26 protein-coding genes are annotated in these 25,387 nt (G+C 70.9%); 11 read left to right on the top strand and 15 right to left on the bottom strand.

The genetic code is table 11. The features are described 5' to 3' along the window. The first annotated feature begins 32 nt into the window (after positions 1-32). Together FOH10_RS12565 and FOH10_RS12560 are read left to right on the top strand one after the other, a co-directional pair. On the top strand, positions 33-608 hold the full coding sequence (locus tag FOH10_RS12565; RefSeq protein ID WP_244962070.1) for a PadR family transcriptional regulator: 576 nt from the start codon (positions 33-35) through the stop codon (positions 606-608). Between the two features lie 9 nt (positions 609-617). After that, complete coding sequence (locus tag FOH10_RS12560; RefSeq protein ID WP_143980834.1) at positions 618-1,001, top strand: PPOX class F420-dependent oxidoreductase; 384 nt, start codon at positions 618-620, stop codon at positions 999-1,001. A 170-nt stretch (positions 1,002-1,171) separates the two neighbouring features. On the opposite strand, the gene FOH10_RS12555 is transcribed toward FOH10_RS12560, so the two are convergent. From FOH10_RS12555 to cobN, 3 genes are all read right to left on the bottom strand, one after another. Beyond that, positions 1,172-1,555, bottom strand: a complete 384-nt coding sequence (locus FOH10_RS12555; protein ID WP_029927927.1) for a PPOX class F420-dependent oxidoreductase — start codon at positions 1,553-1,555, stop codon at positions 1,172-1,174. 142 nt (positions 1,556-1,697) lie between these two features. Continuing rightward, the gene (locus FOH10_RS12550) at positions 1,698-2,234 is read right to left on the bottom strand and encodes a DUF8020 domain-containing protein (RefSeq protein WP_244961926.1); all 537 of its coding nucleotides are present in this window, start codon (positions 2,232-2,234) and stop codon (positions 1,698-1,700) included. A 242-nt stretch (positions 2,235-2,476) separates the two neighbouring features. After that, a complete protein-coding gene (cobN, locus tag FOH10_RS12545; protein ID WP_186000899.1) occupies positions 2,477-6,301 on the bottom strand; it encodes a cobaltochelatase subunit CobN in 3,825 nt (1,274 codons plus the stop codon). A 272-nt stretch (positions 6,302-6,573) separates the two neighbouring features. Here cobN and FOH10_RS12540 point away from each other — a divergent pair, with 272 nt between their 5' ends. From FOH10_RS12540 to FOH10_RS12520, 5 genes are all read left to right on the top strand, one after another. Then, positions 6,574-6,828, top strand: a complete 255-nt coding sequence (locus FOH10_RS12540; protein ID WP_186000812.1) for a hypothetical protein — start codon at positions 6,574-6,576, stop codon at positions 6,826-6,828. A 238-nt stretch (positions 6,829-7,066) separates the two neighbouring features. Next, positions 7,067-8,275 (top strand): precorrin-3B synthase, encoded by a 1,209-nt coding sequence (cobG, locus tag FOH10_RS12535; RefSeq protein ID WP_143980831.1) that lies wholly within the window; start codon positions 7,067-7,069, stop codon positions 8,273-8,275. A gap of 186 nt (positions 8,276-8,461) precedes the next feature. Beyond that, positions 8,462-9,097 (top strand): precorrin-8X methylmutase, encoded by a 636-nt coding sequence (locus FOH10_RS12530; protein ID WP_143980830.1) that lies wholly within the window; start codon positions 8,462-8,464, stop codon positions 9,095-9,097. Beyond that, positions 9,094-10,635: a precorrin-2 C(20)-methyltransferase gene (locus tag FOH10_RS12525; RefSeq protein WP_143980829.1), complete on the top strand. Its 1,542-nt coding sequence runs from the start codon at positions 9,094-9,096 to the stop codon at positions 10,633-10,635. Before FOH10_RS12530 ends, FOH10_RS12525 begins: the two co-directional genes overlap by 4 nt. Positions 10,636-10,675: 40 nt before the next feature. Next, complete coding sequence (locus tag FOH10_RS12520) at positions 10,676-11,218, top strand: PadR family transcriptional regulator (RefSeq protein WP_029927939.1); 543 nt, start codon at positions 10,676-10,678, stop codon at positions 11,216-11,218. On the opposite strand, the gene FOH10_RS35590 is transcribed toward FOH10_RS12520, so the two are convergent. From FOH10_RS35590 to FOH10_RS12510, 3 genes are all read right to left on the bottom strand, one after another. After that, positions 11,211-11,918 (bottom strand): cobalt-precorrin-6A reductase, encoded by a 708-nt coding sequence (locus FOH10_RS35590; RefSeq protein ID WP_244961924.1) that lies wholly within the window; start codon positions 11,916-11,918, stop codon positions 11,211-11,213. The two genes, FOH10_RS12520 and FOH10_RS35590, sit on opposite strands and share 8 nt — an antisense overlap. A 35-nt stretch (positions 11,919-11,953) precedes the next feature. Continuing rightward, complete coding sequence (locus tag FOH10_RS35585) at positions 11,954-12,556, bottom strand: DUF8020 domain-containing protein (RefSeq protein WP_244961923.1); 603 nt, start codon at positions 12,554-12,556, stop codon at positions 11,954-11,956. An 81-nt stretch (positions 12,557-12,637) separates the two neighbouring features. Beyond that, complete coding sequence (locus tag FOH10_RS12510) at positions 12,638-12,970, bottom strand: ArsR/SmtB family transcription factor (RefSeq protein ID WP_143980828.1); 333 nt, start codon at positions 12,968-12,970, stop codon at positions 12,638-12,640. 62 nt (positions 12,971-13,032) lie between these two features. On the opposite strand from FOH10_RS12510, the gene FOH10_RS12505 reads away from it, so the two are divergent. Then, entirely contained in the window at positions 13,033-13,374 is a 342-nt protein-coding gene (locus FOH10_RS12505) for a putative quinol monooxygenase (protein WP_143980827.1), read from the top strand. A 43-nt stretch (positions 13,375-13,417) separates the two neighbouring features. On the opposite strand, the gene FOH10_RS12500 is transcribed toward FOH10_RS12505, so the two are convergent. The 3 genes from FOH10_RS12500 to dprE2 all read right to left on the bottom strand — a co-directional run bounded on the left by FOH10_RS12500 (position 13,418) and on the right by dprE2 (position 15,810). Then, on the bottom strand, positions 13,418-13,747 hold the full coding sequence (locus FOH10_RS12500; protein ID WP_228809709.1) for a hypothetical protein: 330 nt from the start codon (positions 13,745-13,747) through the stop codon (positions 13,418-13,420). Between the two features lie 75 nt (positions 13,748-13,822). Next, a complete protein-coding gene (cbiE, locus tag FOH10_RS12495) occupies positions 13,823-15,064 on the bottom strand; it encodes a precorrin-6y C5,15-methyltransferase (decarboxylating) subunit CbiE (RefSeq protein WP_143980826.1) in 1,242 nt (413 codons plus the stop codon). Continuing rightward, positions 15,061-15,810 (bottom strand): decaprenylphospho-beta-D-erythro-pentofuranosid-2-ulose 2-reductase, encoded by a 750-nt coding sequence (gene dprE2, locus FOH10_RS12490; protein ID WP_143980825.1) that lies wholly within the window; start codon positions 15,808-15,810, stop codon positions 15,061-15,063. Before dprE2 ends, cbiE begins: the two co-directional genes overlap by 4 nt. 65 nt (positions 15,811-15,875) lie before the next feature. Between dprE2 and FOH10_RS12485 the strand changes: the two genes are divergently transcribed. Both FOH10_RS12485 and FOH10_RS12480 read left to right on the top strand, forming a co-directional pair. Next, positions 15,876-16,295, top strand: coding sequence for a PPOX class F420-dependent oxidoreductase (locus tag FOH10_RS12485; RefSeq protein WP_029927955.1), 420 nt, complete (start codon positions 15,876-15,878; stop codon positions 16,293-16,295). A gap of 94 nt (positions 16,296-16,389) precedes the next feature. Next, entirely contained in the window at positions 16,390-17,049 is a 660-nt protein-coding gene (locus tag FOH10_RS12480; protein ID WP_143980824.1) for a phosphate signaling complex PhoU family protein, read from the top strand. A gap of 22 nt (positions 17,050-17,071) precedes the next feature. Here the strand turns inward: FOH10_RS12480 and FOH10_RS12475 are convergent, their stop codons facing one another. Next, positions 17,072-18,199, bottom strand: a complete 1,128-nt coding sequence (locus FOH10_RS12475) for a M24 family metallopeptidase (RefSeq protein ID WP_143980823.1) — start codon at positions 18,197-18,199, stop codon at positions 17,072-17,074. Positions 18,200-18,274: 75 nt separating this feature from the next. On the opposite strand from FOH10_RS12475, the gene FOH10_RS12470 reads away from it, so the two are divergent. Then, positions 18,275-19,228 carry a 5'-3' exonuclease gene (locus FOH10_RS12470; RefSeq protein WP_143980822.1) on the top strand — a complete coding sequence of 318 codons (954 nt, stop codon included), beginning with the start codon at positions 18,275-18,277 and terminating at the stop codon, positions 19,226-19,228. A gap of 224 nt (positions 19,229-19,452) precedes the next feature. Here FOH10_RS12470 and FOH10_RS12465 read toward each other — a convergent pair whose 3' ends face one another. The 5 genes from FOH10_RS12465 to FOH10_RS12445 form a co-directional block, all read right to left on the bottom strand. Then, complete coding sequence (locus FOH10_RS12465; RefSeq protein WP_039814468.1) at positions 19,453-20,160, bottom strand: DUF4333 domain-containing protein; 708 nt, start codon at positions 20,158-20,160, stop codon at positions 19,453-19,455. A gap of 57 nt (positions 20,161-20,217) precedes the next feature. Then, complete coding sequence (locus tag FOH10_RS12460) at positions 20,218-22,911, bottom strand: DEAD/DEAH box helicase (protein ID WP_143980821.1); 2,694 nt, start codon at positions 22,909-22,911, stop codon at positions 20,218-20,220. Between the two features lie 3 nt (positions 22,912-22,914). Beyond that, positions 22,915-23,883, bottom strand: a complete 969-nt coding sequence (tatC, locus tag FOH10_RS12455; protein ID WP_039814471.1) for a twin-arginine translocase subunit TatC — start codon at positions 23,881-23,883, stop codon at positions 22,915-22,917. 91 nt (positions 23,884-23,974) lie between these two features. Beyond that, positions 23,975-24,232 (bottom strand): Sec-independent protein translocase subunit TatA, encoded by a 258-nt coding sequence (gene tatA / locus FOH10_RS12450; protein ID WP_029927968.1) that lies wholly within the window; start codon positions 24,230-24,232, stop codon positions 23,975-23,977. A 62-nt stretch (positions 24,233-24,294) separates the two neighbouring features. Then, positions 24,295-25,368: a 2-dehydropantoate 2-reductase gene (locus FOH10_RS12445; protein WP_143980820.1), complete on the bottom strand. Its 1,074-nt coding sequence runs from the start codon at positions 25,366-25,368 to the stop codon at positions 24,295-24,297. Between the last annotated feature and the right edge of the window lie 19 nt (positions 25,369-25,387).

Raw genomic sequence — 25,387 nt, 5'->3', positions numbered from 1 at the left:
ACCGCCGCCGAAGGAGACCGCCATTGTCCACCGTGCGCCTGCTCGTCCTCGGCGTGGTGCGCCTGCACGCCCAGCCGACCTACGGCTACGCGGTGCGCCGGGAACTGCTGTCCTGGCGGGCCGAGACCTGGACGAATGTCAAACCCGGCTCGATCCACCACGCGCTCAAACAGCTGGCCCAGGAGGGCTGCCTGCGGCCACTCGGCACCGAGGGCAGCAGCCAGGGTCCGGGCCGCACCCTCTACGAGCTCACCCCCGCCGGTGACCGCGAGTTCCTGCGCCTGCTGGAATCCGCGCTCGTCAGCGTGGATATGGAGGAGCTGGGCGCGGGTATCGCCTTCATGGACGCTCTCCCCCGGGCCCGGGTGATCGAATTGCTGCGCGAGCAGCGCGCCCGCAGCGAGGAGATCCGGGTCGGGCTGCTCGAGATGATTCCGGAGTTCCCGAGCCGCCACGAGGCCCCGTACTCGACGGATCTGCTGGAGCTGTGGAGTGGCGTCTTCGGCAATCTCACCGGCTGGACCGCCGGACTGCTGACCCGACTGGAAGCGGGCGAATACCGCATGGCGGATGATCCGGACACGGCGATCGACGGGGACGCGGGTTAGGCTGCGGGCGTGGACAATCCGTTCGGCCCGGTGGGCGACTCCAAATACGTGCTGCTGACCACCTACAAGAAGGACGGCACGCCGGTCGGCACCGCGGTCTGGGCGGTGCTCGACGCCGGTCGCCTCTATGTCTGGACCGTGACCGACAGCTGGAAGGTCAAGCGGCTGCGCCGCGACCCCCGGGTCACCCTGCAACCCTGCGACGCCATGGGCAAACCGCGCGGTGCGGTGGTCACCGGAACCGGCGTCGTGCTCGATGCCGCGGGCACCGATCGCGCCCGCGCCCTCATCAAACGCAAGTACGGCATCATGGGCTGGCTCGGCGTGCAGGGCAGCCTGCTGCGCCGCGGCCGGGGCGGCACTATCGGCCTGGAGATCACCGCCGACAGCTGAGCGGGCCGGGCGGAGCATCCGATCGCATGTCCCGGCCGACTCGCACCGCGCGACCCGGGCAGGGTGCGCGTCCGATCGCCGGACCCGCGGCGGCACCGTGAACCCGGCGCACGCGCTCCGGTGCCGGCGGAGTGCTGCGGTGCTCGCGGTTCCTCCGGCTTGGGGAACGGTTACGACGCCCGCGGGGTGACGGCCAACCCCACCGAGCTGTCCGCCCCGCGAATCAGCTTGTGCCCCTTGATCGCGAGGCTGCCGAGCAGGCCGTACTTGTCCGCCAGCACGGTGCGCGCCCGCTCGGTGCCGTCGGCGTCGAGCACGCTCGCGGTACCCTCGACCACCTCGTGGCCGCGCGGCTTACCGCGATTGTCGCTGATCTGCAATGTCACCCGGGGGTCGCGCCGAATCCGCTTGACCTTCCAGGCGTCGGCATTGGTCCACACCAGGATGCGGTCGCCGTCGGGGGCGACCCACACCGGCGTGCCGACCGGCGTGCCATCCTTCTTATAGGTGGTGAGCAGGGCGTATTTGGCCTCGGCCACATCGTTCCACGTCATATCCCCACGGTAGGACGGGGCGCGGCCGATCACATCCGTCCCGGAGCGCAGTACCGCCTACGACCGTGGACGGAGCGGGGACGCGGCACCGCCGGAGTGGGACTCCGGCGGTGCCGTGTGGCGGCTGCCTCCCGCCTCGATGTCAGCGCTGGCTCGCGATGATGGCACCGAGCAGGCCGCCTACCCCACAGCCGACGACCGCGCCGACCACGAAGAAGAACACACCGATCACCGCGCCGACCACACAGCCGATGAGCGCACCGGCCACGATCGATCCGGCATCGGCGACATGTTGCAGCGCAACGGTTTCGGCCGTAGCGGGCGCGAGGTCCGCGGCGCTGGCCGGGTGGACGGTCAACACGGTGCCGCTGGCATCCAGTTGCGGCACAACGCTGATGGAGCGGTCCGCCACCTGGTAGGTGAGCGGAATGGCCGCGATGGTGGCCCCGCCGGGCGCGATGACGGCCACCGCGTCGTGACCCAGTTCGAACCGGCCGGAGGCCAGGGTGGTGGTGACGGCGCTGCGGTCGGGAGCGAGCGTGGTGGTGTACTCGACCCCTCGATCGACACCACTGATGCCCGGCGCGGCCGGAGCGCCCTGTGCCGTCGCCGTGGCAATGCCCAGCGCGGCGGCGGAAATGAATGCGGTAGCGGCGAATTTGGCGATACTCATGATCATTACTCGCAATCGAGAGCCGATTCACCGCAGGCCCGAGTTCGGTGAATTCGATCGATGCGGCGAATCAGGGGATCAGTTATATCCGATGCCTCCCCGAAATGACATCGAACGATTCTTATGATCCTCTCAGAGTTGGCGGTGCGGAAGCCCCCTGAACCGGGGTTGTCCGCCGATGTCCGCAGGACACGCCGCCCCGCCCGCGTTGGTGCGCCCGCGCCGCCGCGGGCGCACCACGGGCCGAATTATTCGAGTTCGCCCTCGGTTTCGAGGTAGATCTGCTTCAACCGCGCGAGCGTCTCGTCCTCCGGCCGCTCCCACAGGTTCCGCTCCGCCGCCTCCAGCAAACGCTCCGCGATACCGTGCAGCGCCCAGGGGTTCGACTGTTCCATGAACTTGCGGTTCACCTCGTCGAAAACGTAGCTGTCGGCGAGTTTCTCGTACATCCAGTCGGCGACCACATTGGTGGTGGCGTCGTAGCCGAAGAGATAGTCGACGGTGGCGGCCATTTCGAACGCGCCCTTGTAGCCGTGCCGCCGCATGGCGTCGAGCCAGCGCGGATTCACCACGCGCGCCCGGAACACGCGGGTGGTCTCCTCCGAGAGGGTGCGGGTGCGCACGGAATCCGGGCGGGTGCTGTCGCCGATATAGGCTTCCGGATTCTTGCCGGTGAGCGCGCGCACCGCGGCCACCATGCCGCCGTGGTACTGGAAGTAGTCGTCGGAGTCGGCGATATCGTGCTCGCGGGTGTCGGTGTTCTTGGCCGCCACCGCGATTCGCCGATACGCCGAGCGCATGTCGTCGGCGGCGGGCGCGCCGTCCAGGTCGCGGCCGTAGGCGTAGCCGCCCCAGGTGGTGTACACCTGCGCGAGATCGTCGTCGGTGCGCCAGCTCTTGGAGTCGATGAGCTGGAGCAGGCCCGCACCGTAGGTGCCGGGCTTGGAGCCGAAGATGCGGGTGGTGGCGCGACGCTCGTCGCCGTGCGCGGCCAGATCCGACTGAGCGTGGGCGCGCACGTAATTCGACTCGGCGGGTTCGTCGAGCCCGGCCACCAACCGCACCGCGTCGTCGAGCAGGGCGAGCACGTGCGGGAAGGCGTCGCGGAAGAAGCCGGAGATGCGCACGGTCACGTCGATGCGCGGTCGGCCCAGTTCGTCGAGCGCGATCGGTTCGAGGGTGGTGACGCGGCGGCTGGCCTCGTCCCACACCGGCCGCACCCCGAGCAGTGCGAGCACCTCGGCGATGTCGTCGCCCGCGGTGCGCATGGCGGAGGTGCCCCACACCGACAGGCCCACCGACCTCGGGTACTCGCCGTGGTCGGCGAGGTAGCGCTCGAGCAGCGAATCCGCCATGGCCTGACCGGTTTCCCAGGCCAGCCGCGAGGGCACCGCCTTGGGGTCGACGGAGTAGAAGTTGCGGCCGGTGGGCAGTACGTTGATCAGGCCGCGCAGCGGTGAGCCGCTCGGGCCGGCGGGGATGAAGCCACCGGCGAGCGCGTGCAGCACCCGTTGGATCTCCACCTCGGTCTGCCGCAGCCGCGGCACCACCTCGGTGGCGGCGAACCGCAGCACCGCCCGCACGGCGTCCGGACCGACGGCGGGCGCGGTCGAACCGGCGGATGCGGCCGCACCGCCGGGTGCGACAGCGTTTCCGGGCACGACCGTCGTCCCGCCCGCGGCCGAACGGCCTGCCTCAGCTGCCACCGAATCCCCGCGCTTCTCCGTGTCCCCCGCCAGGGCCGCGCCCGGTGCCGCCGCGTCCCCGGAGGCGGCGGTGTCCGCGAGTGCCGGTGTGGCCCCGGCGTTGTCACCCGTGCCGCCCGCCGTGATCTGCGCGTCGACGATCGCGTCGATGGCGTCGACCGACCAGTCCGCGGCCTGCAAGGCGGCCACGAGAGCGCGGGCGCGCGCCTCGAAGCTGTCCACCCGGTTGCGGGATTCGTCGCCGGACTCGCTGAGCCCCAGCGCTTCTCGCAGACCGGGCACGGACACCTCGCCGCCCCACAGCTGCCGCGCGCGCAGCATGGCCAGCACCAGGTCGACCTCGGTCTCCCCCGCCGGGGCCTGGCCGAGCACGTGCAGGCCGTCGCGGATCTGCACATCCTTGATCTCGCACAGCCAGCCGTCGACGTGCAGTAGCATATCGTCGAAGACGTCCTCGTCCGGGCGCTCCTCGAGGCCCAGGTCGTGGTCCATCTTGGCGGCGCGCATGAGGGTCCAGATCTGCTGCCGGATGGCGGGCAGCTTGGCCGGATCGAGCGCGGAGATATTGGCGTGCTCGTCGAGCAGCTGCTCCAGCCGCGAGATGTCACCGTAGGTTTCGGCGCGCGCCATCGGCGGGATGAGGTGGTCCACCAGGGTGGCGTGGGCGCGGCGCTTGGCCTGGGTGCCCTCGCCCGGATCGTTCACCAGGAACGGATAGATCAGCGGCAGATCGCCCAGCGCGGCGTCGGTGCCGCAGGAGGCGGACATGCCGAGGGTCTTGCCGGGCAGCCACTCCAGATTGCCGTGCTTGCCCAGGTGCACCATGGCGTCGGCGGCGAAGCCCTCGGGTGCGGCGAGCCAGCGGTAGGCGGCCAGGTAGTGATGGCTGGGCGGCAGATCCGGATCGTGGTAGATGGCCACCGGATTCTCGCCGAAGCCGCGCGGCGGCTGCACGATGAGCACCACATTGCCGAAACGCAGTGCGGCGATGACGATCTCGCCCTTCGGATCGGCGGAGCGGTCCACGTACAGCTCACCCGGCGGCGGCCCCCACGCCTCGATCACGTTCTCGCGCAGGTCGTCCGGGAGGGTGTCGAACCAGGCGGTGTAGGTGTCGGCGCCGATGCGGATCGGGTTGCCCTCGAGCTGTTCGGCGGTGAGCCAGTCCGGATCCTGACCGCCCGCGGCGATCAGGGCGTGGATGAGCGCGTCGCCGTCGCCCTGTTCGAGGCCCGGGATCTCCCCCGGTGCGCCGAGATCGTATCCGGCGGCCCGCATCTCGGTGAGCAGCCGGATGGCGCTGGCCGGGGTGTCCAGGCCGACGGCATTGCCGATGCGGGCGTGCTTGGTCGGATACGCCGACAGCATGAGCACCACGCGCTTGTCGGCGTTGGGGATGTGGCGCAGCCGGGCGTAGCGCACCGCGATCCCGGCCACCCGCGCCGCCCGCTCCGGATCGGGCACGTAGGCGGACAGGCCGTCGGCATCGAACTCCTTGAAGGAGAACGGCACCGTGATGATGCGGCCGTCGAATTCCGGCACCGCCACCTGGGTCGCCACATCCAGCGGCGACAGCCCGTCGTCATTGTCCTCCCACTGGGCCCGGCTGCTGGTCAGGCACAGGCCCTGCAGGATGGGCACATCCAGGTCGGCGAGCGCGCCCACATCCCACGCCTCGTCCTCGCCCCCGGCCGAGGCGGTGGCGGGTTTGGTGCCGCCCGCGGCCAGCACGGTCACCACGAGCGCGTCGGCCTCGCGCAGCCGGGCCAGCAGCTCCGGCTCGGCGGCGCGCAGCGAGGCGCAGTACAGCGGCAGCGGCCGCGCCCCGGCCGCTTCGATGGCGGTGCACAGCGCGTCGACATAGGCGGTGTTCCCGGCCAGCTGCTGGGCGCGGTAGTAGACGACCGCGACGGTGGGCGCGTCCGCAGCGACCGGCCGCGCGGTGCGCTCGAGTTCACCCCAGCGCGGCATCTCCACCGGCGGTTCGAAGCCGTGCCCGGTGAGCAGCACCGTGTCGGACAGGAAGTTGTGCAGTTGCCGCAGGTTCAGCGGCCCGCCCGCGGCGAGGTAGTTGTGCGCGTCGGCGGCCACACCGCCGGGCACGGTGGACTGTTCCATGAGTTCGGCGTCGGGCGCGATCTCACCGCCCAGCGCGACCAGCGGAACACCGCTGGCGCGCAGCGTCTCCAGTCCCTCCTCCCAGGCGCGGACGCCGCCGAGGATGCGCACGATCACCAGATCGGCGCCCGCGAGCAGGGCGGGCAGATCCTCCGGCAGCAGCCGCGCCGGATTGGCGAGCCGGTACTCGGCCCCGCTGGCGCGGGCACTGAGCAGATCGGTATCGGAGGTGGACAGCAGCAGAATCACGGTTCGGCCTTCCTTGGGGTGACGCGCCCGGCACGGTTCGGCGCTCATGGGGAAGGTCTGACTGTCACAGTGGCGCGACCGCACCGGAATTGCACCGGTTTCTTCCGTCCGACGAGCCTCGCGACTCTATCGCGCGGGGATCACAGTGCTGCAACCTCTCCGCCCGGCCCTGTCCCACGACCGGTACGCCGGCGTACGCTGCGCGTATGCCGAACACTCCGGGTTGGGTCAGGCGGAATCGGTTCGCCGCCTGGTCAGGGTACTTTTGCGCATTGGTTGCTTTCGCAACGCTGGCAATGGCATTGACCGCTGCCGGCACCGGACATTCGCAGTGGGCGATCGTCGCCGGCGGGATCTGCGCGGCCACACTCCTGTTCGCGCTGATGCTCATGACCACGACCGTGCACCGCGACCACCTCGAACACCACGACAGCCCGAGCCTGCTCAACGACACCTACGCCACCAGTCCGAGTTGGGCGAGCGGGCGCGGGGCGACGCCGGGAATCGAACCGCATCACCTGCGCTGAGGCCCGTATCCACCCCGACCGGCGTGAGTGCCGCGGGCGGTGACGGCGCGATCGCAGGATGCCGGAATCGGCGCGCACGCCACCGGTGTCGGCGCAGGGATCCGAGCAGGCCGGTCCCGGTCGAGTTCGCCGACGGTGCACGGAGTGCGACACCCGAGGTTGGCGGGCATCGCAGGCCCGCCGCGACGCGGTGCCCCGGCGACGGGTCCACCCGGGTGTCCGTAGGCTGGATCGGGTCATGACTCGAACAGATCCCGATTCCTGCCCGGGCGTGCTGCGACTGCACGAGGCCGCCGACGGGCCGCTCGCCCGCATTCGCGTGCCCGGCGGTCGGCTGGCACCGGCCCAGGTGCAGGCGCTGGCCGAGGCGGCGCGGGAACTCGCCGACGGCGGCATCGAACTCACCTCCCGCGCCAACGCGCAGTTGCGCGGGGTGCGTGACGCCGCCGAGTTGGAGCGACGGCTGCGGGCGGCCGGGCTGCTGCCCAGCGGCACGCACGAACGGGTGCGCAATATCGTCGCGTCCCCGCTGTCGGGCCGGGTCGGCGGCTGGACCGATGTGCACGCGCTGGTTCCGGCACTCGATGCCGGTGTGCGCGCCGCGCCGCGACTGGCCGAGCTGCCCGGCCGGGTGCTGTTCACCCTGGACGACGGTCGCGGCGATGTGAGCGGGCTGGGCGCGGATATCGGGGTGCACGCCGTCGACGAGGACACCTACGCCGTGGTGCTGGCGGGGCGCGACTCCGGTCTGCGCGTGACCGCCGACCATGCCGTGGATACCGTGCTGCACGCCGCGCACGGTTTCCTGGAACTGCGCGAGGACCAGTGGCGGCTGCACGAGATCCCGGACGGCCCGGCGGCGCTGGCGGACCGCCTGCGCGCCGCGCATCCGCATCTCACCACCGCCGAGACCGTGGCGCTGCCGCCACACCAGGAACCTCCGATCGGCTGGCTCACCCAGGCCGACGACCGGGTGGCGCTGGGCGCGGGCGTGCGCCTGGGATCGCTGCCCGCCCGCACCGCCGAATTCATCGCCGCCGTCGACCGCCCGGTCGTCATCACCCCGTGGCGGGGTCTGGTGATCACCGACCTCGACGAGTGGGCCGCCGAACAGGTGGTGCGCGTGCTGGCCCCCATAGGTCTCATCTTCGACGCCGCCTCCCCCTGGCTCCAGGTCACCGCCTGTGCGGGGCAGCCCGGCTGCGCCAAATCCCGCACCGACGTCCGCGCCGACGCCGCGGCCGCCGTCGAGGCGGGCCGCGTACTGCCTTCCGGCCCACCGCAACCCGCCGCCGACGAGCTGGCGGCCGACGAGGTGGTCGCCACCGGCCGCCAGCACTGGTCCGGCTGCGACCGCCGCTGCGGCCGCCCCCGCGGCCCCGCCACCGAGGTCACCGCCACCCCGACCGGCTACCGGGTGGTGCCGCCCGCCGCAACGGCGTCCTGACCGCGGCTCTGCTCGCCAGCGCACACGGCTGCTGTCTGCGCCTTCCATTCCCGCGCGCTGGGCGCGGAGCCACACCGGTATCTCCGCGCCCAGCAGCACGCATGGGCACGCGCTCGCGCTCGGTTCGGGTTCACAGCCCGTACCCGGCGCGCGGGGGTTGCGCGCGCTCCTCTTAGTCTGGACGCCATGTCCGACGTGCGTGCCAGCTACCTCACCGACGGGGCCGAGATCTATCGGCGCTCGTTCGCCACCATTCGCGCGGAGGCGGAGCTGGCGCGGTTTCCGGCGGACGTGTCGCAGGTGGTGGTGCGGATGATCCACGCCTGCGGGCAGGTGGATCTGGCCGCCGACGTGGAATTCAGCACCGATGTGGTGGCGAAGGCGCGGGCCGCGCTGCGGGGCGGTGCGCCGATTCTGTGCGACGCCAAGATGGTGGCGTCGGGGGTGACGCGCAAGCGGCTGCCCGCCGACAACGAGGTGCTGTGTCTGCTGGATGACGCGCGGGTGCCGGAACTGGCGGCGGCGCTGGGCAATACGCGGTCGGCGGCGGCGCTGGAGCTGTGGCGTGACCGGCTCGACGGGGCGGTGGTGGCCATCGGGAACGCGCCGACCGCGCTGTTCCATCTGCTGGACATGCTGGACGCGGGTGCGCCGCGCCCGGCCGCGGTGCTCGGGATTCCGGTCGGTTTCATCGGCGCGGCCGAATCCAAACAGGCCCTCGCGGACTACGGCGGCGTGGAGTTTCTGACGGTGCGCGGCCGCCGGGGTGGCAGTGCCATCACCGCCGCCGCCCTCAATGCGATTGCGAGCGAACAGGAATGAGCGGCAAGCTCTGGGGTGTCGGACTGGGACCGGGTGATCCGGAACTGGTGACGGTCAAGGCGGCGCGGGTGATCGCCGCGGCCGACGTGATCGCCTTCCACAGTGCCCGCCACGGCCGCAGCATCTCCCGCGGCATCGCGGCACCGTATATGCGGGCGGGCCAGCTCGAGGAGCATCTGGTCTATCCGGTGACCACCGAGACCACCGACCATCCCGGCGGCTATCAGGGCGCGATCGACGAGTTCTACGAATCCGCCGCCGCCCTGCTGGCGGACCATCTGGCCGCCGGCCGGTCGGTGGCCCTGCTCGCCGCCGGTGACCCGCTGTTCTACAGCTCCTTCATGCATATGCACCGCCGCCTCGCGGACCGCTTCGACACCGAGATCATTCCGGGCGTCACCTCGGTGAGCGCGGCCTCGGCGGCGCTGGGCACCCCGCTGGTCGAGGGCGACCAGGTGCTGACGGTGCTGCCCGGCACCATGCCGGTGGACGAGCTCACCCGCCGCCTGCGGGACACCGACGCCGCCGCCATCATGAAACTGGGCCGCACCTATCCCGGTGTGCGCCGAGCCCTCTCCGATGCCGGGCGACTCGACGACGCCTACTACGTGGAACGCGCCAGCAGCACCCGCCAGCGCGTGCTGCGCGCCGCCGACGTGGACGACGCCAGCGTGCCGTACTTCGCCATCACCGTGGTCCCCGGCCCCGAACCTGCCACACCGATCCCGCTGACTCCCGCCGCCACCGCCGCCCCCATTCCGGTCGCCTCCGCGACCGTCGAAAAGCCGGCCGTACACGGCGAAGTCGTCGTGGTCGGCCTCGGTCCCGGCGCGGCCGAATGGACCACCCCCGAGGTCACGCGGGCACTGGCCGAGGCCACCGACATCGTCGGGTACAGCACCTATGTGAATCGCGTGCCCGAACGTCCGGGGCAGCGCCGCCACGCCAGTGACAACCGCGTGGAGTCCGAGCGCGCGGCCATGGCCCTGGATCTGGCCAAGCGCGGAGGCAGGGTGGCGGTGGTGTCCTCGGGCGATCCCGGCGTCTTCGCCATGGCGGCGGCCGTGATCGAGGAGTCGGCCGATCCGCAGTGGTGCGATGTTCCGGTGCGGGTGCTGCCCGGGATGACCGCGGCCAGCGCGGTCGCGAGCCGGGTCGGCGCACCGCTGGGGCACGACTTCGCCATGATCTCGCTGTCGGACCGCCTCAAGCCGTGGGAGGTGGTGGCGCGCCGGATCGCCGCCGTGGCCGCCGCCGATATGGCCTTCGCCGTCTACAACCCGGCTTCCTCGCAGCGCACCTGGCAGGTGGCGGCCATGCGGGAGCTGGTGCTCGAACACCGCAAACCCGATACCCCGGTGGTGCTCGGCCGCGATGTGGGCGGGCCGACCGAATCGGTGCGGGTGGTGACCCTGGCGGAGCTGGATCCGGCCGAGGTGGATATGCGTACCCTGCTCATCGTGGGCGCGTCCAGCACCACGGTGTTCGAGGCGGCGGGTGGACCACGCGTGTTCACCTCCCGCCGCTACACCGATTAATATTCCATAGTGGAAGATGGCCCGGAGGAAGGGAGTGCAGGTGGCAGACACATCGCAACGCCCGCTCAATTCGACGGCCGCGTCGCTATTGGGATTCCTGCACCAGGGCCCCATGTCCGGCTGGGATCTGGTCGCCCTGGCCCAGGACAAGATCGGTGACTTCTGGACCATCACCCAGAGCCAGGTGTACCGCGAACTCGCCACCATGCATCAGCACGGCCTGGTGGACAAGGGCGAGGCCGGCGCGCGCGACCGCACCCCCTACCGGATCACCGAGGCGGGCCGTGAGGCGTTCGCCCAGTGGATCGCCCGCGATCCGGGCGCGGAGACCATTCGGGTGCCGCTGCTGCTCACCCTGTCCTTCGGCGACTTCGTGGAACCCGACCGGTTGCGCCGCATCATCGACGCCAACCGGGAGATCCACGAACAGCGCCTGGCCGGATACCTCACCGGTCACGACGAGCAGCGGCAGTCCCCGTTCGAGCGGGCCACCCTGGATTTCGGCATCCGCTACGAACGCGCGGTGCTGGAATGGTTCGATCGGCTGCCCGAACTGCTCAGCGAGACCAGTCGGCTCACCTGAGCCGCTGCGCCGCGCGCAGCCAATCCCAGGCGGCGGCAACGGTTTCCACCGACCGCGCCCCCGCCGGCAGCGGCGGGCGGTCCACCACGACCACGGGCAGCCCGCGGGCGCGCGCGGCGTCGAGTTTGGCCTCGGTCTGCGCGCCGCCGCTGTCCTTGGTGACCAGGGCGGTGATCCGATGCGCCGCGAGCAGCGCCGTTTCGTCGGCGACGGTGAACGGGCCGCGTGCCAGCAGCAGTTCGTGCCGGGGCGGCAGCGCGCCCTCGGGCGGATCGATGGCCCGGATGAGGAACCAGTGCCCGCGCAGCGCGGCGAAAGCGCTCACGCCCTGGCGGCCGATGGTGAGGAAGATCCGATCCCCCAGTCCGGCAACGGCTGTCGCGGCGGCGGACAGATCCGGCACCCGGATCCAGCGGTCCCCCGGGCGCTGCGTCCAGCCCGGTCGGCGCACATGCAGGATCGGCAGCCCCAGACTCGCGGCGGCCGCGGCGGCATGGTCGGTGATACCGGCCGCGAACGGATGGGTGGCGTCGACCACGACCTCGATGCGATTGTCCGACAACCAGGTCCGCAGTCCGTCCAGGCCGCCGAAGCCGCCGATCCGCACCTGCCCCACTGGCAGCAGCGGGTCGCGGACGCGTCCGGCGAGCGAGGAGACGATCTCGAATCCCCGCTCGCCGGAAGCAGTTTCGGCGAGCACCCGAGCTTCGCGGGTGCCACCGAGAATCAGGGTCCTCAGGGCTGCCCGCTGAAATAGGCGGAGCCCGAGTCGATCAGCGGCTGACCACCGGCGACCAGCAGGCCGATGAGCGCGCCGATGATGGCGCCGGGAATCGCGGAGACGACCAGCCCGAGCAGGCCGATGGCGCCGCCGATCACCGCGCCCACGGCCGCGCCGAGCGCGGCGCGCTGCAATTCGGCGAAGAACCACTGCTGCGCGGAGATGGCCCGCGCGTGCGCGTGCGGCCCGACCTCGGGGGTCAGCGACAGTTCCTGGCCGTTGTCGGCGACGGCCGCGACGATCCGCACGTCCTCCCCACCGGCTTTTCCGGTCAGCGGCACCTGCGCCACCACCGCACCGGATTCGTTGGTCAGGCTCACGGCCTGCCCGTCGGCGTCGACGCTGAACCGACCGCCGGTGACGCTGGTGACGATGGCGTCGCCCGCCTCGGCCAGCGCGATGGTGTAGTCGACACCCTGATCCTGCCCGTGCACCTGCGCGGCGACCGGCTGCGGTGCGGTGGGCGCTTCCACCGGTGCAGCGTATCCGGTCCCGGCGGCGATTCCGGTGGTGGCGGCGGCGAACAGGGCGGTGGCGGCGAACTTCGTGTACTTCATCAAGTCTCCCGATATGGCTGATACCGGACCCGATGACAATCGAGTCACGGCACGCCACCATACCGTTGACCTATCGATGTTTCAGTTCGGGGCGGCCGCGGTGCGCCGCTCGACCTCGTCGGCCAGCAGCTCGAGCAGGCCGGGAAAGCGCTCGGCCAGATCGGCGCGGCGCAATCGCGCCATATTGCTGTTGCCCCGATCGACCTGCCGAATCAACCCCGCCTGCCGCAGTATCCGAAAGTGATGTGTCCGAGTGGCTTTCGAGACCGGCAGGCCGAAAGAGCTGCAATGCCGCTCGGCATCCTCGGCATCGGCCAACAGCGCCAGCACCACCGCCAGGCGGTGCTTGTCGGCCAGGGCGGCCAGTACCGCGCCCAGGTCGAGTTCCGCCGTGCTCGGTTCGTCGGCGACCACGTCCACCCACCTTCCATAGGTACGGTTTGCATCGTACCTCAGACACCGCTAGCGTCCGAGGTATGGCAAACACCGTACCTTCCGAGGGGATTCCGTTCACACTGGTCGGCTTCGCCCACCCCAAGCCGGACAAGGTCGAGGAGCTGCGCGAACTGCTGCTGTCCTTCGTCGCTCCCACCCGGGAGGAGGACGGCGCGCTCGAGTACCACTTCCACGAACTCGCCGACGACCCGACCACCTTCGTCTTCTACGAGGTGTGGCGCTCAGCCGCCGATCTGGACCGGCACCTGGCCCTGCCGCATATGCGGGAGTTCTGGGAGCACCGCATGGACTACCTGGAACGTGATCTCGAGATCCACTACCTCACCATGCGCAGCCTCTACCCCCGCCCGATGGCCGCATAGGTTCCCGGCCCCCGCCCGCGCGAGGGCCGACGACGGGCGCGGGTCAATGGCCCTGCCGCGCGGTCGGATCGGGATGATGGCGACGGTCGCGACGCCACTCGACGTAGAGCCACAGCGCACCGCACAGCAGCAGTGCCGCGCAGCTGAACGCCGCGATCGTCGCCCACCCGGTGAATCCGTAGCCCGCCGCCGTGAGCGCCAGGGCCAACGCCACGACACCCAGTCCGCACAGCACGATTCCCGGCACGTTGTAACCGTCCTCGATACCCTCACCGGCGTGGTGGCGAACCCTTCGCGACCGCCGCCCGAGTTCGGTGCGGGCGAAGACCGGCAGCGCCTCCGATCCTGTCCATCGATGTCGAATCCGAGTCATGAGACACCTCCATCGGGGCGGTGGCGAAACGTCCGCCCGATAGCTGGGATCTACCCAGCGTACGGCGGGCGAACCTCAGTCGCCAGGTTTGCGCACCGACCATTGGGCCACCGGTAACTGCGGTCGCCACGCGGTGAATCCGCCGAGAGGTTCGCCGCGGTGGATCTGGATGCGGCGCAGCGTGCCGCCATGGGTGGCGGACAGGGTGAGCAGCAGCGACTCCGATTCGGCGGTGACCGCATTGGCGACCAGACGGCCGCCGGGACGCAGCGCGTCCCAGCAGGCGTCGACCAGGCCGTCCTGGGTCAGACCGCCGCCGAGGAAGACGGCATCCGGGGCGGGCAGGTCGGCGAAGGATCCCGGGGCCGTCCCACGCACCTCGACGCCGGGAACGCCGAGGGCGGTGGCGTTCGCGCCGATCTGCTCCCGTCGCGCCGGCCACCGTTCGAAGGTGACGGCGCGGCAGCTGGGATGCGTGCGGCACCACTCGATGGCGATGGTGCCGGAGCCGCCGCCGACATCCCAGAGCAGCTCGCCCGGCGCGGGGGCCAGCGCGGCGATGGTGAGCGCACGCACCTCCGATTTGGTGAGCTGACCGTCGCCGCCGTACACCGTGTCCGGCAGGCCGGGCAGGCGGCTCAGGCGCACCGCCGCCGGATCGGCCACACAGTCCACGGCCACGATATTGAGGGCGTCCCCGGGCGGATGCGCCCAGGTCGCGGCCGTCCCCGCGACGATCCGCTCCCCCGGACCGCCCAACTGCTCCAGCACCGTCACCGTCGATTCGCCGAAACCGTTGCGCGCCAGCAGTTCCGCCAGCCGCGCCGGGGTGTGCTCGTCGGTGCTCAGCAGCAGCAGGCGACGGCCGTCGGCGAGTTCGGGCAGCACCGTCTCCAGCCGCCGCCCCACCGCGCTCACCACCGGCGTCTCGGCCAGCGCCCACCCGAGCCGAGCGCAGGCCAGCGATGCCGAGGACGGCTGCGGCAGCACCCGCAGGGCGTGCGCGCCGACCAGCCTGGCCAGTGTCACACCGATGCCGTAGAACATCGGATCACCGCTGGCGAGGACGCAGACTCGTTCCCCCGCATAGCGTTTCAGCAGTCCGGTGAGGGCGGGCAGCAGCGGCGAGGGCCAGCTCACCCGGGCGGCGCGGCCGTCGTCGGGCAGCAGTGCCAGCTGCCGCGCCGACCCGAGCACCACCTCCGCGTCGGTCAGCGCCCGCCGCGCCACCCCGCCGAGGCCGTCCCAGCCGTCCGCGCCGATGCCGATCACCGTGATCGGCTGCGCGACCGGCCAATCCAGCGCCGCGGCGCTCATCGCGGCATCCGCCGCCAGACCGACCGCGGCACCAGCCGCATGGCGAGGAACATCAACCGCAGCGCGCCGGGCACCACCGCGACCCGCGAGCGCCGCCGCAGCCCCGCCACCACGCCGTCGGCCACCTGGTCGGGGGTGCTGGACAGCGGGGCCGGTTCCATGCCCGCGGTCATCCGCCCGATCACGAAGCCCGACCGCACCAGCAGCAGGTGTACCCCGCTGCCGTGCAGGGCGTCGGCGAGGCCGCTGGCGAATCCGTCCAGTCCGGCCTTGGCCGAGCCGTACACGTAGTTGGCGCGCCGCACCCGCACCCCGGCGATGGAGCTGAAGGCCACGATCTGCCCGCCGCCCTGGGCCCGCAGCAGATTCGCGAGCACGGTCAGCACGCTCACCTGGGCCACGTAGTCGGTGTGCACCACCGCCACCGCGTGCGCCGGATCCCGCTCGGCTCGCGCCTGATCGCCCAGTACGCCGAAGGCCACCACCGCGACGCCGATCCGGCCGTAGTCGGCCGCCACCTTCTCCAGCAGCGGCTGATGGCTCGCCGTGTCGTCGGCATCGAATTCCACCGCGTGCACGGCGGCGGCGCCCGCGGCGGTGAGCGCGCGCCGCTCCTCGTCGAGATCGTCGCTGCGGCGCGCGGCCAGCACCACGACCCGCCCGGGTGCGAGCCGTTGTGCCACGGCCACCCCGATCTCACTGCGCCCACCCAGCACCAGCACCACGCCATCGTCGATCTCGGCCATGGCGCTCAGTCTGCCAAAGGGACCGGTGCGGTCCGGCCGCCGCCCGGAGTTGGTAGCGTCGGACCATGCCGACCCCGCGCCCCGAGCTCTCCGCCGCCGCCCTCGAATTCGTCGCCGAACGCCATCTGGCGACGCTGAGCACGCTGCGCGCCGACGGCACCCCGCATGTGGTGGCGGTGGGCTTCACCTGGGATCCGGAGGCCGGGGTCGCGCGGGTGATCACCAGCGACGACAAGGTGAAGGTGCGCAATGTGCGCCGGTCGGGGTACGCGGCGGTGAGTCAGGTGGACGGCCCCCGGTGGCTCACCCTGGAGGGTCCGGCCGAGGTGCTCGACGACGCGGTGAGCGTGGCCGACGCGGAGCGGCGGTACGCGCGGCGCTACCGGGTGCCGCGGGAGAATCCGAACCGGGTGGTCATCGCCATCAAGGTGCAGCGGGTGCTGTCGAGCGGCACGCTGAAGAACGGCGGCGCGGCCGCGCACTGAGTCGCATCGGGGTCATGTCACTCCGAATTCGCATACCTGCCGGTCCATTTCGCGAATTTGTGCGTCCCGCCCACTCGGCAGCGAAGATAACTCCGTGCGGACGAAATTCTCCTACGAGCTCACCACGCTGACCCATGAGCTCGCCCACATGGCGCGACTCGCGCACGAGGCCACCGAGCGGGCCACGGCCGCGCTGACCGACACCGATCTGGGCGCCGCCTACGAGGTCTTCGCCCTCGAGGAGCAGTTACAGACCAAGCACGCCACCTGCGAGGACAGATCGGTCATCCTGCTGGCGCTGGAGGCGCCCGTCGCACGCGATCTGCGCCATGTGGTGACCGCCATCCAGATCGCCGACGACCTCAACGGCATCGGCGGCGCGCTCAGCCGGGTGGCCGACAGCGTGGTGCGCCGCCACCCGCTGCCGGTGGCGCCGCCGCACGTGGTCACCCTGCTGACCGGAATGGCCACGGCCACCACGCATCTGGCCGCCGCCGCGGTGGCGGCCATCGTCGCCCGGCCACCCTCCCCGGATCTGGCGCCGATTCCCTCCGACGACACCCTCGACCGGCTGCATCGCCAAGTGCTGCGGGTGGTCGGTGACACCAGCTGGGCGCACGGCGCCGCCATGGCGGTGGACGTGGCCCTGCTGGCGCAGCACTACGACCGCTGCGCCGCACACTGCGTCCGCATCGGACGCCTGATCCGCTTCCTGCACACCGGAATTCCGCTCTCGGCGCAGGTGGAACCCTGACGCCGAGCGCGTCCGCGATCCGCTAGAGCCGGGTCAGGCCGTGCGGGCGGGTATTGACCGATTCGCAGCCGTCCTCGGTCACCACGACGATGTCCTCGATGCGGGCGCCCCACTCACCGGCGAAATAGATGCCTGGTTCGACGCTGAAGGCCATCCCCGCCGCGAGCGGAATGTCGTTGCCCGCCACGATGTAGGGCTCCTCGTGCACCGACAGGCCGATGCCGTGCCCGGTGCGGTGCACGAAGTTGCGGCCCAACCCGGCGGCGACCAGGCGATCGCGGGCGGCGGCGTCGACGGCGTGCGCGGTCACGCCGGGCCGGACCGCGGCCACCGCGGCGGCCTGGGCGCGCTCCAATTCGGTGAACTGGGCCGCGATCTCCTCCGACGGTTCGCCGAGCACATAGGTGCGGGTGCAGTCGGAGAAGTAGCCGGGTTCGACCGGGCCGCCGATATCGACGACCACCACGTCCCCGTCGCAGATCACCCGATCGGACACCTCGTGGTGCGGATCCGCGCCGTGCGGGCCGCTGCCCACGATCACGAAGGCGGCGCCGGTGTGGCCCTCCTCGACGATGGCCGCGGTGATGTCGGCGGCCACCTCGCGCTCGGTGCGGCCGACGCGCAGGAACTCGCCCATCCGCGCGTGCACCCGGTCGATGGCGGCGCCCGCCCGGCGCAGCGCGTCGATCTCGGTGGCGTCCTTGATCATTCGCAGCTGCCGCAGGATCGGGGTGGCCGAGACGGGCAGCTGGCGCAGGGTCTCGGCGACGGGCAGCAGGTGCAGGGCGGGCATGTGGTCGTCCACGGCGGTGCGCGCGCCCGCGTTCAGCACCGATTTCACCAGCGCGTACGGATCGACCCCGTCGGTCCAGTCGACCACCTGCAGGCCCAGTTCGCCCGCCGCCGAACCGCCCAGTGCGGCCAGTTCCAGCTTGGGGATGATCACCGACGGCGTCTCCCCGGACGCCGGAATCACCAGGCAGGTGAGCCGTTCGAACGACTGCGCCCGGGAACCGATCAGATATTGCAGGTCGGGGCCGGGGGTGATGAGCAGCGCGTCCAGATGGGCGGCGCGGGTCAACTCCGCCGCCCGCTCCAGTCGCGCTCCGTAGACGTCCGCTGTGAACCGTGACTCGTCGTGAGAGCTCATAGGGTTCGACGTTACCCGTGTCGCGGCGCGACCTCGACACCGTCTGTCGGCGGCGGGCGGTAGCGTCTGGAGACCATGAGCAACCCCACCGGTCCGCTGCTGCTGCTCGACGGAGCCAGTCTCTGGTTCCGCGCGTTCTACGCCATCCCGGAGAAGATCACCGCACCCGACGGGCAGCCGGTGAACGCGCTGCGCGGGTTCACCGATATGGTCGCCGCGCTGATCAAACAGCATCGGCCGAGTCGGCTGACGGTCTGCCTGGATCTGGACTGGCGGCCGACCTTCCGGGTGGATCTGGTGCCCTCCTACAAGGCGCACCGGCTCGCCGACGCCGCCGATCCGGATGTCGAGGAGGTGCCCGACACCCTCACCCCGCAGGTCGACATGATCCTGCGGATGCTGGAGGCCGCCGGGATCGCCACCGCGGGCGCGGACGGACTGGAGGCCGACGACGTGATCGGCACCCTCGCCACCCGGGAGCGCGACAGCGAGGTGATCGTGGTGAGCGGCGACCGCGACCTCATGCAGCTGGTGCGTGACGATCCGGCGCCGCCGGTGCGGCTGTTCTACGTGGGTCAGGGGCTGGCCAAGGCACAGCTGTGGGGTCCGGCCGAGGTGGCGGCGAAATACGGTGTGCCCCAGCAGAACGCGGGCCCGGCCTACGCGGATATGGCGACCCTGCGCGGTGACGCCTCGGACGGGCTGCCCGGCGTGGCGGGCATCGGCGACAAGTCCGCCGCCACCCTCATCTCCCGATTCGGCTCACTCGAGGCGCTGCGCGCGGCGGTGGCCGATCCGGCCGCCGACCTGGCCAAGGGAGTGCGCGCCAAGCTGGCCGCCGCGGACGACTATCTGCGAGCCGCGGCCCCGGTGGTGCGGGTGGTGCGCGATGCCGAGGTGGAGTTCTCCCGGCCGGACGCGCTGCCCGCGGCACCGGTCGATCCCGCCGCGCTGGACGGGCTGGCCGCCGCCTACAACGCCGAGAGCCCGATCAAACGCCTGGTGACGGCCATGCGCGCCAACGCCTGAGGGCCGGGTGCCGACTCGAGCGGGGCTCGTCGGCGCGGATCGCCCGCGCAATCCCGTCGCGGGCGCTGGTCCCGGCACGGTGAGAGCCGGTCTCCCGCACCGGATGGCGCGCGAAACCGGCTCTCGTACCGTCGTCTTCGCGATCGCGGTAGCCGCGATCGCCGCCGCGGGGACCGACCGTGCTCGATTCGATACCCTGCTCGATTCGACGCAGCCGCATGCCCTCAGCTGGGGCGGCCGACCTCGTAGGTGCCGTCCTCCTTGGTGACCTTGATGGTCACCTTCTTGTCCTCGCCGCCCACCTTGAGGGTGCAGTCGAAGGTGTTGTCGATCTCCACCTTCTGACCGGACGGGCAGCTGACGTCCTTGACGTCCTCGATGCCGTAGGAATCCTTCAGCACCTTCTGCACGCCGTTCTGCACGGCGTTGTTGTCCAGCTGATCCTTGGCGGTCAGGAAGAACACGCCGCCGATGACCGCGGCCACCACCACGACCGCGCCGACCACCGCGGCGATGATGACGCCGGTCTTCTTCTGCTGCGGCGGCTGAGCGCCCGGCCAGGGCTGACCCGGCTGACCCGGCTGCTGCTGTTCCCAGCCCGGCTGCCCCGGCTGCCCCTGCTGCGGCCACTGCGGCTGGCTCTGGCCCCACTGCTGCCCACCGGGCTGCTGCTGGTTCCAGTCGGTGCCGGACTGGCCCTGCTGCGGCCACTGCGGCTGGCTCTGCCCCCACTGCTGCCCACCGGGCTGCTGCGGCGGCTGGCCCCACTGTCCCTGGGGCTGCTGCTGATCGCCCCACTGCTGGGTGGGCGGCGCGGGCTGCTGCTGGCCGCCCCACTGCTGTCCGGGTACGCCACCGGTCCACTGCTGAGTCGGGTCGTGACTACCCTGTCCTCCGCCCGGTGCGTCGTTCGGTCCGTACGGGCCGCTCATCTGCTTGCCTCCACTCGCGATCGTCGTACTCGAGGAATCAAAGCACAACCGTTGTCATCACGCCGCGTCCACCGCCACGACACCCCGCCGGATGGCGCGCACCGCCTTGGCCGCCGTGGCCGCCACCTCCTCATCGTCGGCCGTATTGTGGATCTGGTCCAGCAGGTCGATCACCTGGCGGCACCAGCGCACGAAATCGCCCGCCGAGAGCGGATTCCCGCGATCCCCGCTGGCCAGCAGCGCGTCCACCAGATCGTCGCCGCGCGCCCAGGTGTGGATGCCCGACATGAACCCGAGGTCGGGTTCCCGGGTCGGCGACAGCTTGTGCCGGGCCTCGTCGGACCGCAGCCGCGACCACACCCCGATGGTGGCCTCCACGGCGCGGCGGCTGGGCGCGGTCGGCCCGGACGCCCCGAGATAGCCGCCCTCCTGGCGGGATTCGTACACCAGGATGGACACCACGGCCGCCAGCTCGGCCGGTCCCAGCCCACGCCACAGCCCCTGGCGCAGACATTCGGCCACCACCAGATCGGCCTCGGCGTAGATGCGCGCCAGCCGCCGCCCGTCCGCGGTGACCTCGCCGTCGTCGACATAGCCGCGTTCCTCGAGCAGGCCGACGATGCGGTCGAAGGTGCGGGCCAGCGAGTTGGTGGTGGCGGCGACCTGCTGGCGCATGGAGTCGGTCTCGCGCTGCACCCGGTTGTAGCGTTCGCCGATGCGTGCCAGCTGTTCCCGATCCGGGCGGGTGTGCGCGGGATGCGCGCGCAGCGCCCGCCGCAGCGACTGCAATTGCGCATCGTCGGCGGCGCGGGACTTCTTGCCGCCCTTGTACCGTGGCACCGTGATCCCGGTGCTGCGCAGCGCCGACGCCAGATCGCGGCGCACCCGCGCGGTGCGGTGGTCGACGTGGCGGGGCAGCCGCAGGCGGCCCAGCGGTTCGGCGGGGGTCGGGAAGTCGGCGGCCGAGATCCGGCCCGCCCATTTGTCGGCGGTGAGCACCAGCGGGCGCGGATCGCCCGGTGAGGCATCGGGTTCCAGGATCACCGCGAGGCCGGAGCGCCGCCCGGTGGGAATCGCCACCACATCGCCGCGGCGCAGCGAGCTCAGCGCGGACACCGCCGCCGAGCGGCGGTCGGTGCGGCCCTGCCGTTCGATGCTGCGCTCGCGTTCCCGAATGCGTTCGCGCAGTTGGAAATACTCCAGGAAGTCGTCGTCGCCGAGCTGGGAGCGCAGTTTGCGCAGTGTGCCCTCATTGCGTTCGATGCCACGCACCAGGCCGACCACCGACCGGTCGGCCTGGAACTGGGCGAAGGACCGCTCCAGCAGCGCACGCGAATCCGCCGCGCCCATCCGGTCGATGAGGTTGATCGACATGTTGTAGCCGGGCCGGAAGGAGCTGCGCAGCGGATAGGTGCGGGTGGAGGCCAGACCGGCCACCGCACTGGTGTCCACGTCGGGGGTCCACATCACCACCGCGTGGCCCTCCACGTCGATGCCGCGCCGCCCGGCACGCCCGGTGAGCTGGGTGTACTCCCCCGGTGTCAGCTCCGCGTGGCTCTCGCCGTTGAATTTCACCAGCCGCTCCAGCACCACCGTGCGCGCGGGCATGTTGATGCCCAGAGCCAGTGTCTCCGTGGCGAATACGGCCCGGACGAGGCCCTTCACGAACAGTTCCTCGACGGTGTGCCGGAAGGCGGGCAGCATGCCGGCGTGGTGGGCGGCCAGGCCGCGGTGCAGCGCCTCGCGCCACTCCCAGTAGCCGAGCACCTCCAGATCCGACTTGGGCAGATCCCCGGTGTGCTTCTCGATGATGGCCGTCACCTCGTCGGCATCCCCGTCCCGGGACAGGTCCAGCCGGGAGCGCAGGCACTGCGCCAACGCGCCGTCACACCCCGCCCTGCTGAAGATGAAGGTGATGGCGGGCAGCAACCCCTCCTCGTCGAGCCGCGCCAGCAGCTCCGGGCGCGGCAGCGGCCGGAACATGCGGCGGCCCCCGCCGCGCCCGCGGCCGCCGGGCACCGCCCAGCCTTCCATCCGGTCCACCGCCTCCCGGTGCCGGATGTAGCGCACCAGGTCCTCGTCCACGAGCACCTTCTGATCGCTGGACTTGGTATCGAACAGATCGAACATGCGCCGCCCCACCATGACGTGCTGCCACAGCGGCACCGGCCGGGTCTCGTCCACGATCACCGCGGTGTCGCCGCGCACGGTCTCCATCCACGCGCCGAACTCCTCGGCATTGGAGACCGTCGCCGACAGCGAGACCAGGCGCACCTCGGGCGGCAGGTGCAGGATGACCTCCTCCCACACCGCGCCGCGGAACCGATCGGCGAGGTAGTGCACCTCGTCCATCACCACATAGGACAGGCCGTGCAGCGCGTCCGAACCGGCGTAGAGCATATTGCGCAGCACCTCGGTGGTCATGACCACCACGGGCGCGTCCGGATTGATGGACTGGTCACCGGTGAGCAGGCCGACCGCGTCGCGGCCGTGCCGCTCGGTGAGGTCGGCGAACTTCTGGTTCGACAGCGCCTTGATGGGCGTGGTGTAGAAGCATTTGCCCCCGGAGGCCAGCGCCAGGTGTACCGCGAATTCGCCCACCACGGTTTTGCCCGCGCCGGTGGGCGCGCAGACGAGGACGCTGTGCCCGCCCTCCAGGGCCTTGCACGCGTCCTCCTGGAACGGATCCAGGCTGAATTTCAGTTCGGCGGCGAATGCCGCCAGTTCGCCAGTGAGCGACCGATCTGCCACTCGTCAGAGAGTATCGGAGTAATCCGACGTCGAACGTATGGTTTTCTCCGGCGCGGCGACCGGATCGGGTGCGCCGACCGGTTCCGGGCGCTCGATCGCGCCTGGTCCGCCGCTCAGCGGCGACGCCTGATCATCGGAGAGCGCGCCCCAGCTCTCGGCCTGTCGCGCCTTGCGCCTGTCGTTGAGCCGCGCGATCTGGACAGCCAGTTCGAACAGCACGGTCAGCGCGAAGGCCAGCGCCAGCATGGAGAACGGGTCCTGCGGGGTCACGATGGCCGCGAACACGAACAGGCCGAAGATCATGCCGCGCCGCCACTTCACCAGCTTCTCGTAGGTGAGCACGCCGATGAAATTGAGCCCGACGATGATGAGCGGTGTCTCGAAGCTGACACCGAAGATGATCAGCAGCTGGATGATGAAGCTGAAGTACTCCGTACCGCTCAGCGCCGTGATCTGCACGTTGTCGCCGATTCCCATGAGGAATTCCAGCGCGTGCGCGACCACCCAGTAGGCGAGCACCGCGCCCGCGGTGAACAGCGTCGCGCCCGACGCCACGAAGGAGACCGCGTACTTGCGCTCCTTGGCGTACAGGCCGGGGGTGATGAAGGCCCACAGCTGGTACAGCCAGACCGGACTGGCCAGCACGATACCCGCGGTGAGGCCGACCTTCAGGCGCAGCATGAACTGCTCGAACGGTCCGGTGGCGAGCAGGCGGCATTCGCCGTCGGCGGTGAGCGCGGCGCGTTTGGCCGGGTCCAGCGCACAGTAGGGGCCGCGCAGGATATCGCCGAGGCTGTCCATCCAGAGGAAGGAGTGCGAGTACCACAGGAAACCGAGCACCGAGGTCAGCACCACCGCGAGGATGGACTTCAGCAGTCGGGACCGCAGCTCGTGCAGATGCTCGACCAACGACATGGTGCCGTCGGGATTCGTTCTACGCCGACTGCGCCGGGGGTCGAACGGAATGCGCATGGATGTGATGCCTCGCTGATCGCCTGGCGCCGGACCTGGACAGAACTCGCCCCGGGACGAGTTCCTCATCCCGGGCGTTACGACAGGGCGGTTACGCCTTGTTCAGATCGGACTTGGGCTGCTGGACCGGCGTGCCGGGCTGCTGGGCGGCGGGCAGTTCCGGCGCGGGGGCCTGGGCCTGCGTGGTCTTGTCCTTGTCACCCTCGGACTGCATCTCGCTCATTTCGCTCTTGAAGATGCGCAGCGACCGTCCGAGACCCCGGGCCGCGTCCGGAAGCCGCTTGGCCCCGAACAGAACCAGGAACACCAACGCGATGATGATCCAGTGCGTCGCGCTCAATGAACCCATTCGACTTCCTCCAAACTCGTAGTCACCTGATGCTACCCGACCGGCATATGGCGAACCATTTGTCAACCCTGGTTCGACCGCTGGTCACCCGGATGTGCCCGGATGTTACCCACGACGGACCGATCCGCCGCCGCACCGAGTTCGGCCAGCAGTTCCGCACCCGACCAGGTGCGACGGTCGCCGTTCTCGGCGGCCGTGATGAGCTCGACGAGGCGCTGGTTCACCGGCGTCGGCATCCCGACGATCTTGCCCAGGCTCACGATTTCACCGCTCAGCCAGGCGATTTCGGTGCTGCGCCCGGCGGCCAGATCATCGGCCATGGAGGAGCGCGCCACCGGGTCCACCGCCAGCACCGTGCCCGCCACCCGGGTGAAGACGGCATCGGGGACGGTCAGCAGCCGCGCCATCAGCTCCGGCGGCAGCGCGGTGAGCCGGGCCGGGCGAATGCGGGCGCGGGCCATGGCGCGCAACGCCTCCCGCTGCGCCAGCGCCAGACAGCGCCGGTAGTCCCGCTGGGCCAGCTGCTCGCGCAGCGGGCGGCCGGACAGCGCGTTGATCGGGTTGTTCAGGTTGAGCAGCAGTTTCGCCCACTGCACCGGCAGCAGGTCCGGATAGCGGCGCACCCCCAGCCGGGAGCGGTCCAGCACCGGCCGGAAGCGGTCCAGGGCCGGATCGTCGGCCACGGCGATACCGCCCGCCGTGCCGCGATGGAAGCGGCCGTCGCCGTGGTGCACCACATTGAACATGACCATGCCCGGCAGCACCACGCAGGTGGGCAGCAGCTCGCGGATGACCGTATCGTTGCCGATACCGTTCTGCAGGCTCACCACCACCGTGCCGGGGGCCAGCCGTCCCGCCAATTCGGCTGCGGCCGAGGCGGTATCGCGTGATTTCACACAGATCAGGACCAGATCCGCGGCATCGACACCGGCGGTGGAGGTGGCGGTGCGGAAGGCGTCCGGCGCGACCCGCTCGTCGCGTCCGTCCAGATCGGTGAGCCGCAGGCCGGAGGCCCGCAGCTCGTCGAGCAGCCGGGGGCGGCCGACGAAGGTGACATCCGCCCCGGCGGCGGCCAGTGCGCCGCCCACATAGCTACCGATACTGCCCGCGCCGAGCACCAGCACACGACATGTCACCGGGACCGACCTCCTCACA

Origin of the sequence: Nocardia otitidiscaviarum, from assembly GCF_007362295.1 — a bacterium.
GTDB lineage: Bacteria > Actinomycetota > Actinomycetes > Mycobacteriales > Mycobacteriaceae > Nocardia > Nocardia otitidiscaviarum.
The sequence above is the reverse complement of the archived record's forward strand: the minus strand, read 5'-3'. Positions and strand labels throughout refer to the sequence as shown.

What these genes read in the sequence shown, in the direction of transcription:
- FOH10_RS12530 (WP_143980830.1), top strand. Translation starts at nt 8,462, where the DNA reads ATGTCCGACGTGCGTGCCAGCTACCTCACCGACGGGGCCGAGATCTAT.
- dprE2 (WP_143980825.1), bottom strand. Translation starts at nt 15,810, where the DNA reads ATGGCCGAGATCGACGATGGCGTGGTGCTGGTGCTGGGTGGGCGCAGT.
- FOH10_RS35585 (WP_244961923.1), bottom strand. Translation starts at nt 12,556, where the DNA reads ATGAAGTACACGAAGTTCGCCGCCACCGCCCTGTTCGCCGCCGCCACC.
- FOH10_RS12465 (WP_039814468.1), bottom strand. Translation starts at nt 20,160, where the DNA reads ATGAGCGGCCCGTACGGACCGAACGACGCACCGGGCGGAGGACAGGGT.
- FOH10_RS12525 (WP_143980829.1), top strand. Translation starts at nt 9,094, where the DNA reads ATGAGCGGCAAGCTCTGGGGTGTCGGACTGGGACCGGGTGATCCGGAA.
- FOH10_RS12550 (WP_244961926.1), bottom strand. Translation starts at nt 2,234, where the DNA reads ATGATCATGAGTATCGCCAAATTCGCCGCTACCGCATTCATTTCCGCC.
- tatA (WP_029927968.1), bottom strand. Translation starts at nt 24,232, where the DNA reads ATGGGTTCATTGAGCGCGACGCACTGGATCATCATCGCGTTGGTGTTC.
- FOH10_RS12500 (WP_228809709.1), bottom strand. Translation starts at nt 13,747, where the DNA reads ATGACTCGGATTCGACATCGATGGACAGGATCGGAGGCGCTGCCGGTC.
- tatC (WP_039814471.1), bottom strand. Translation starts at nt 23,883, where the DNA reads ATGCGCATTCCGTTCGACCCCCGGCGCAGTCGGCGTAGAACGAATCCC.
- FOH10_RS12555 (WP_029927927.1), bottom strand. Translation starts at nt 1,555, where the DNA reads ATGACGTGGAACGATGTGGCCGAGGCCAAATACGCCCTGCTCACCACC.
- cobG (WP_143980831.1), top strand. Translation starts at nt 7,067, where the DNA reads ATGACTCGAACAGATCCCGATTCCTGCCCGGGCGTGCTGCGACTGCAC.
- FOH10_RS12475 (WP_143980823.1), bottom strand. Translation starts at nt 18,199, where the DNA reads ATGAGCTCTCACGACGAGTCACGGTTCACAGCGGACGTCTACGGAGCG.
- cbiE (WP_143980826.1), bottom strand. Translation starts at nt 15,064, where the DNA reads ATGAGCGCCGCGGCGCTGGATTGGCCGGTCGCGCAGCCGATCACGGTG.
- FOH10_RS12505 (WP_143980827.1), top strand. Translation starts at nt 13,033, where the DNA reads ATGGCAAACACCGTACCTTCCGAGGGGATTCCGTTCACACTGGTCGGC.
- FOH10_RS12470 (WP_143980822.1), top strand. Translation starts at nt 18,275, where the DNA reads ATGAGCAACCCCACCGGTCCGCTGCTGCTGCTCGACGGAGCCAGTCTC.
- FOH10_RS12485 (WP_029927955.1), top strand. Translation starts at nt 15,876, where the DNA reads ATGCCGACCCCGCGCCCCGAGCTCTCCGCCGCCGCCCTCGAATTCGTC.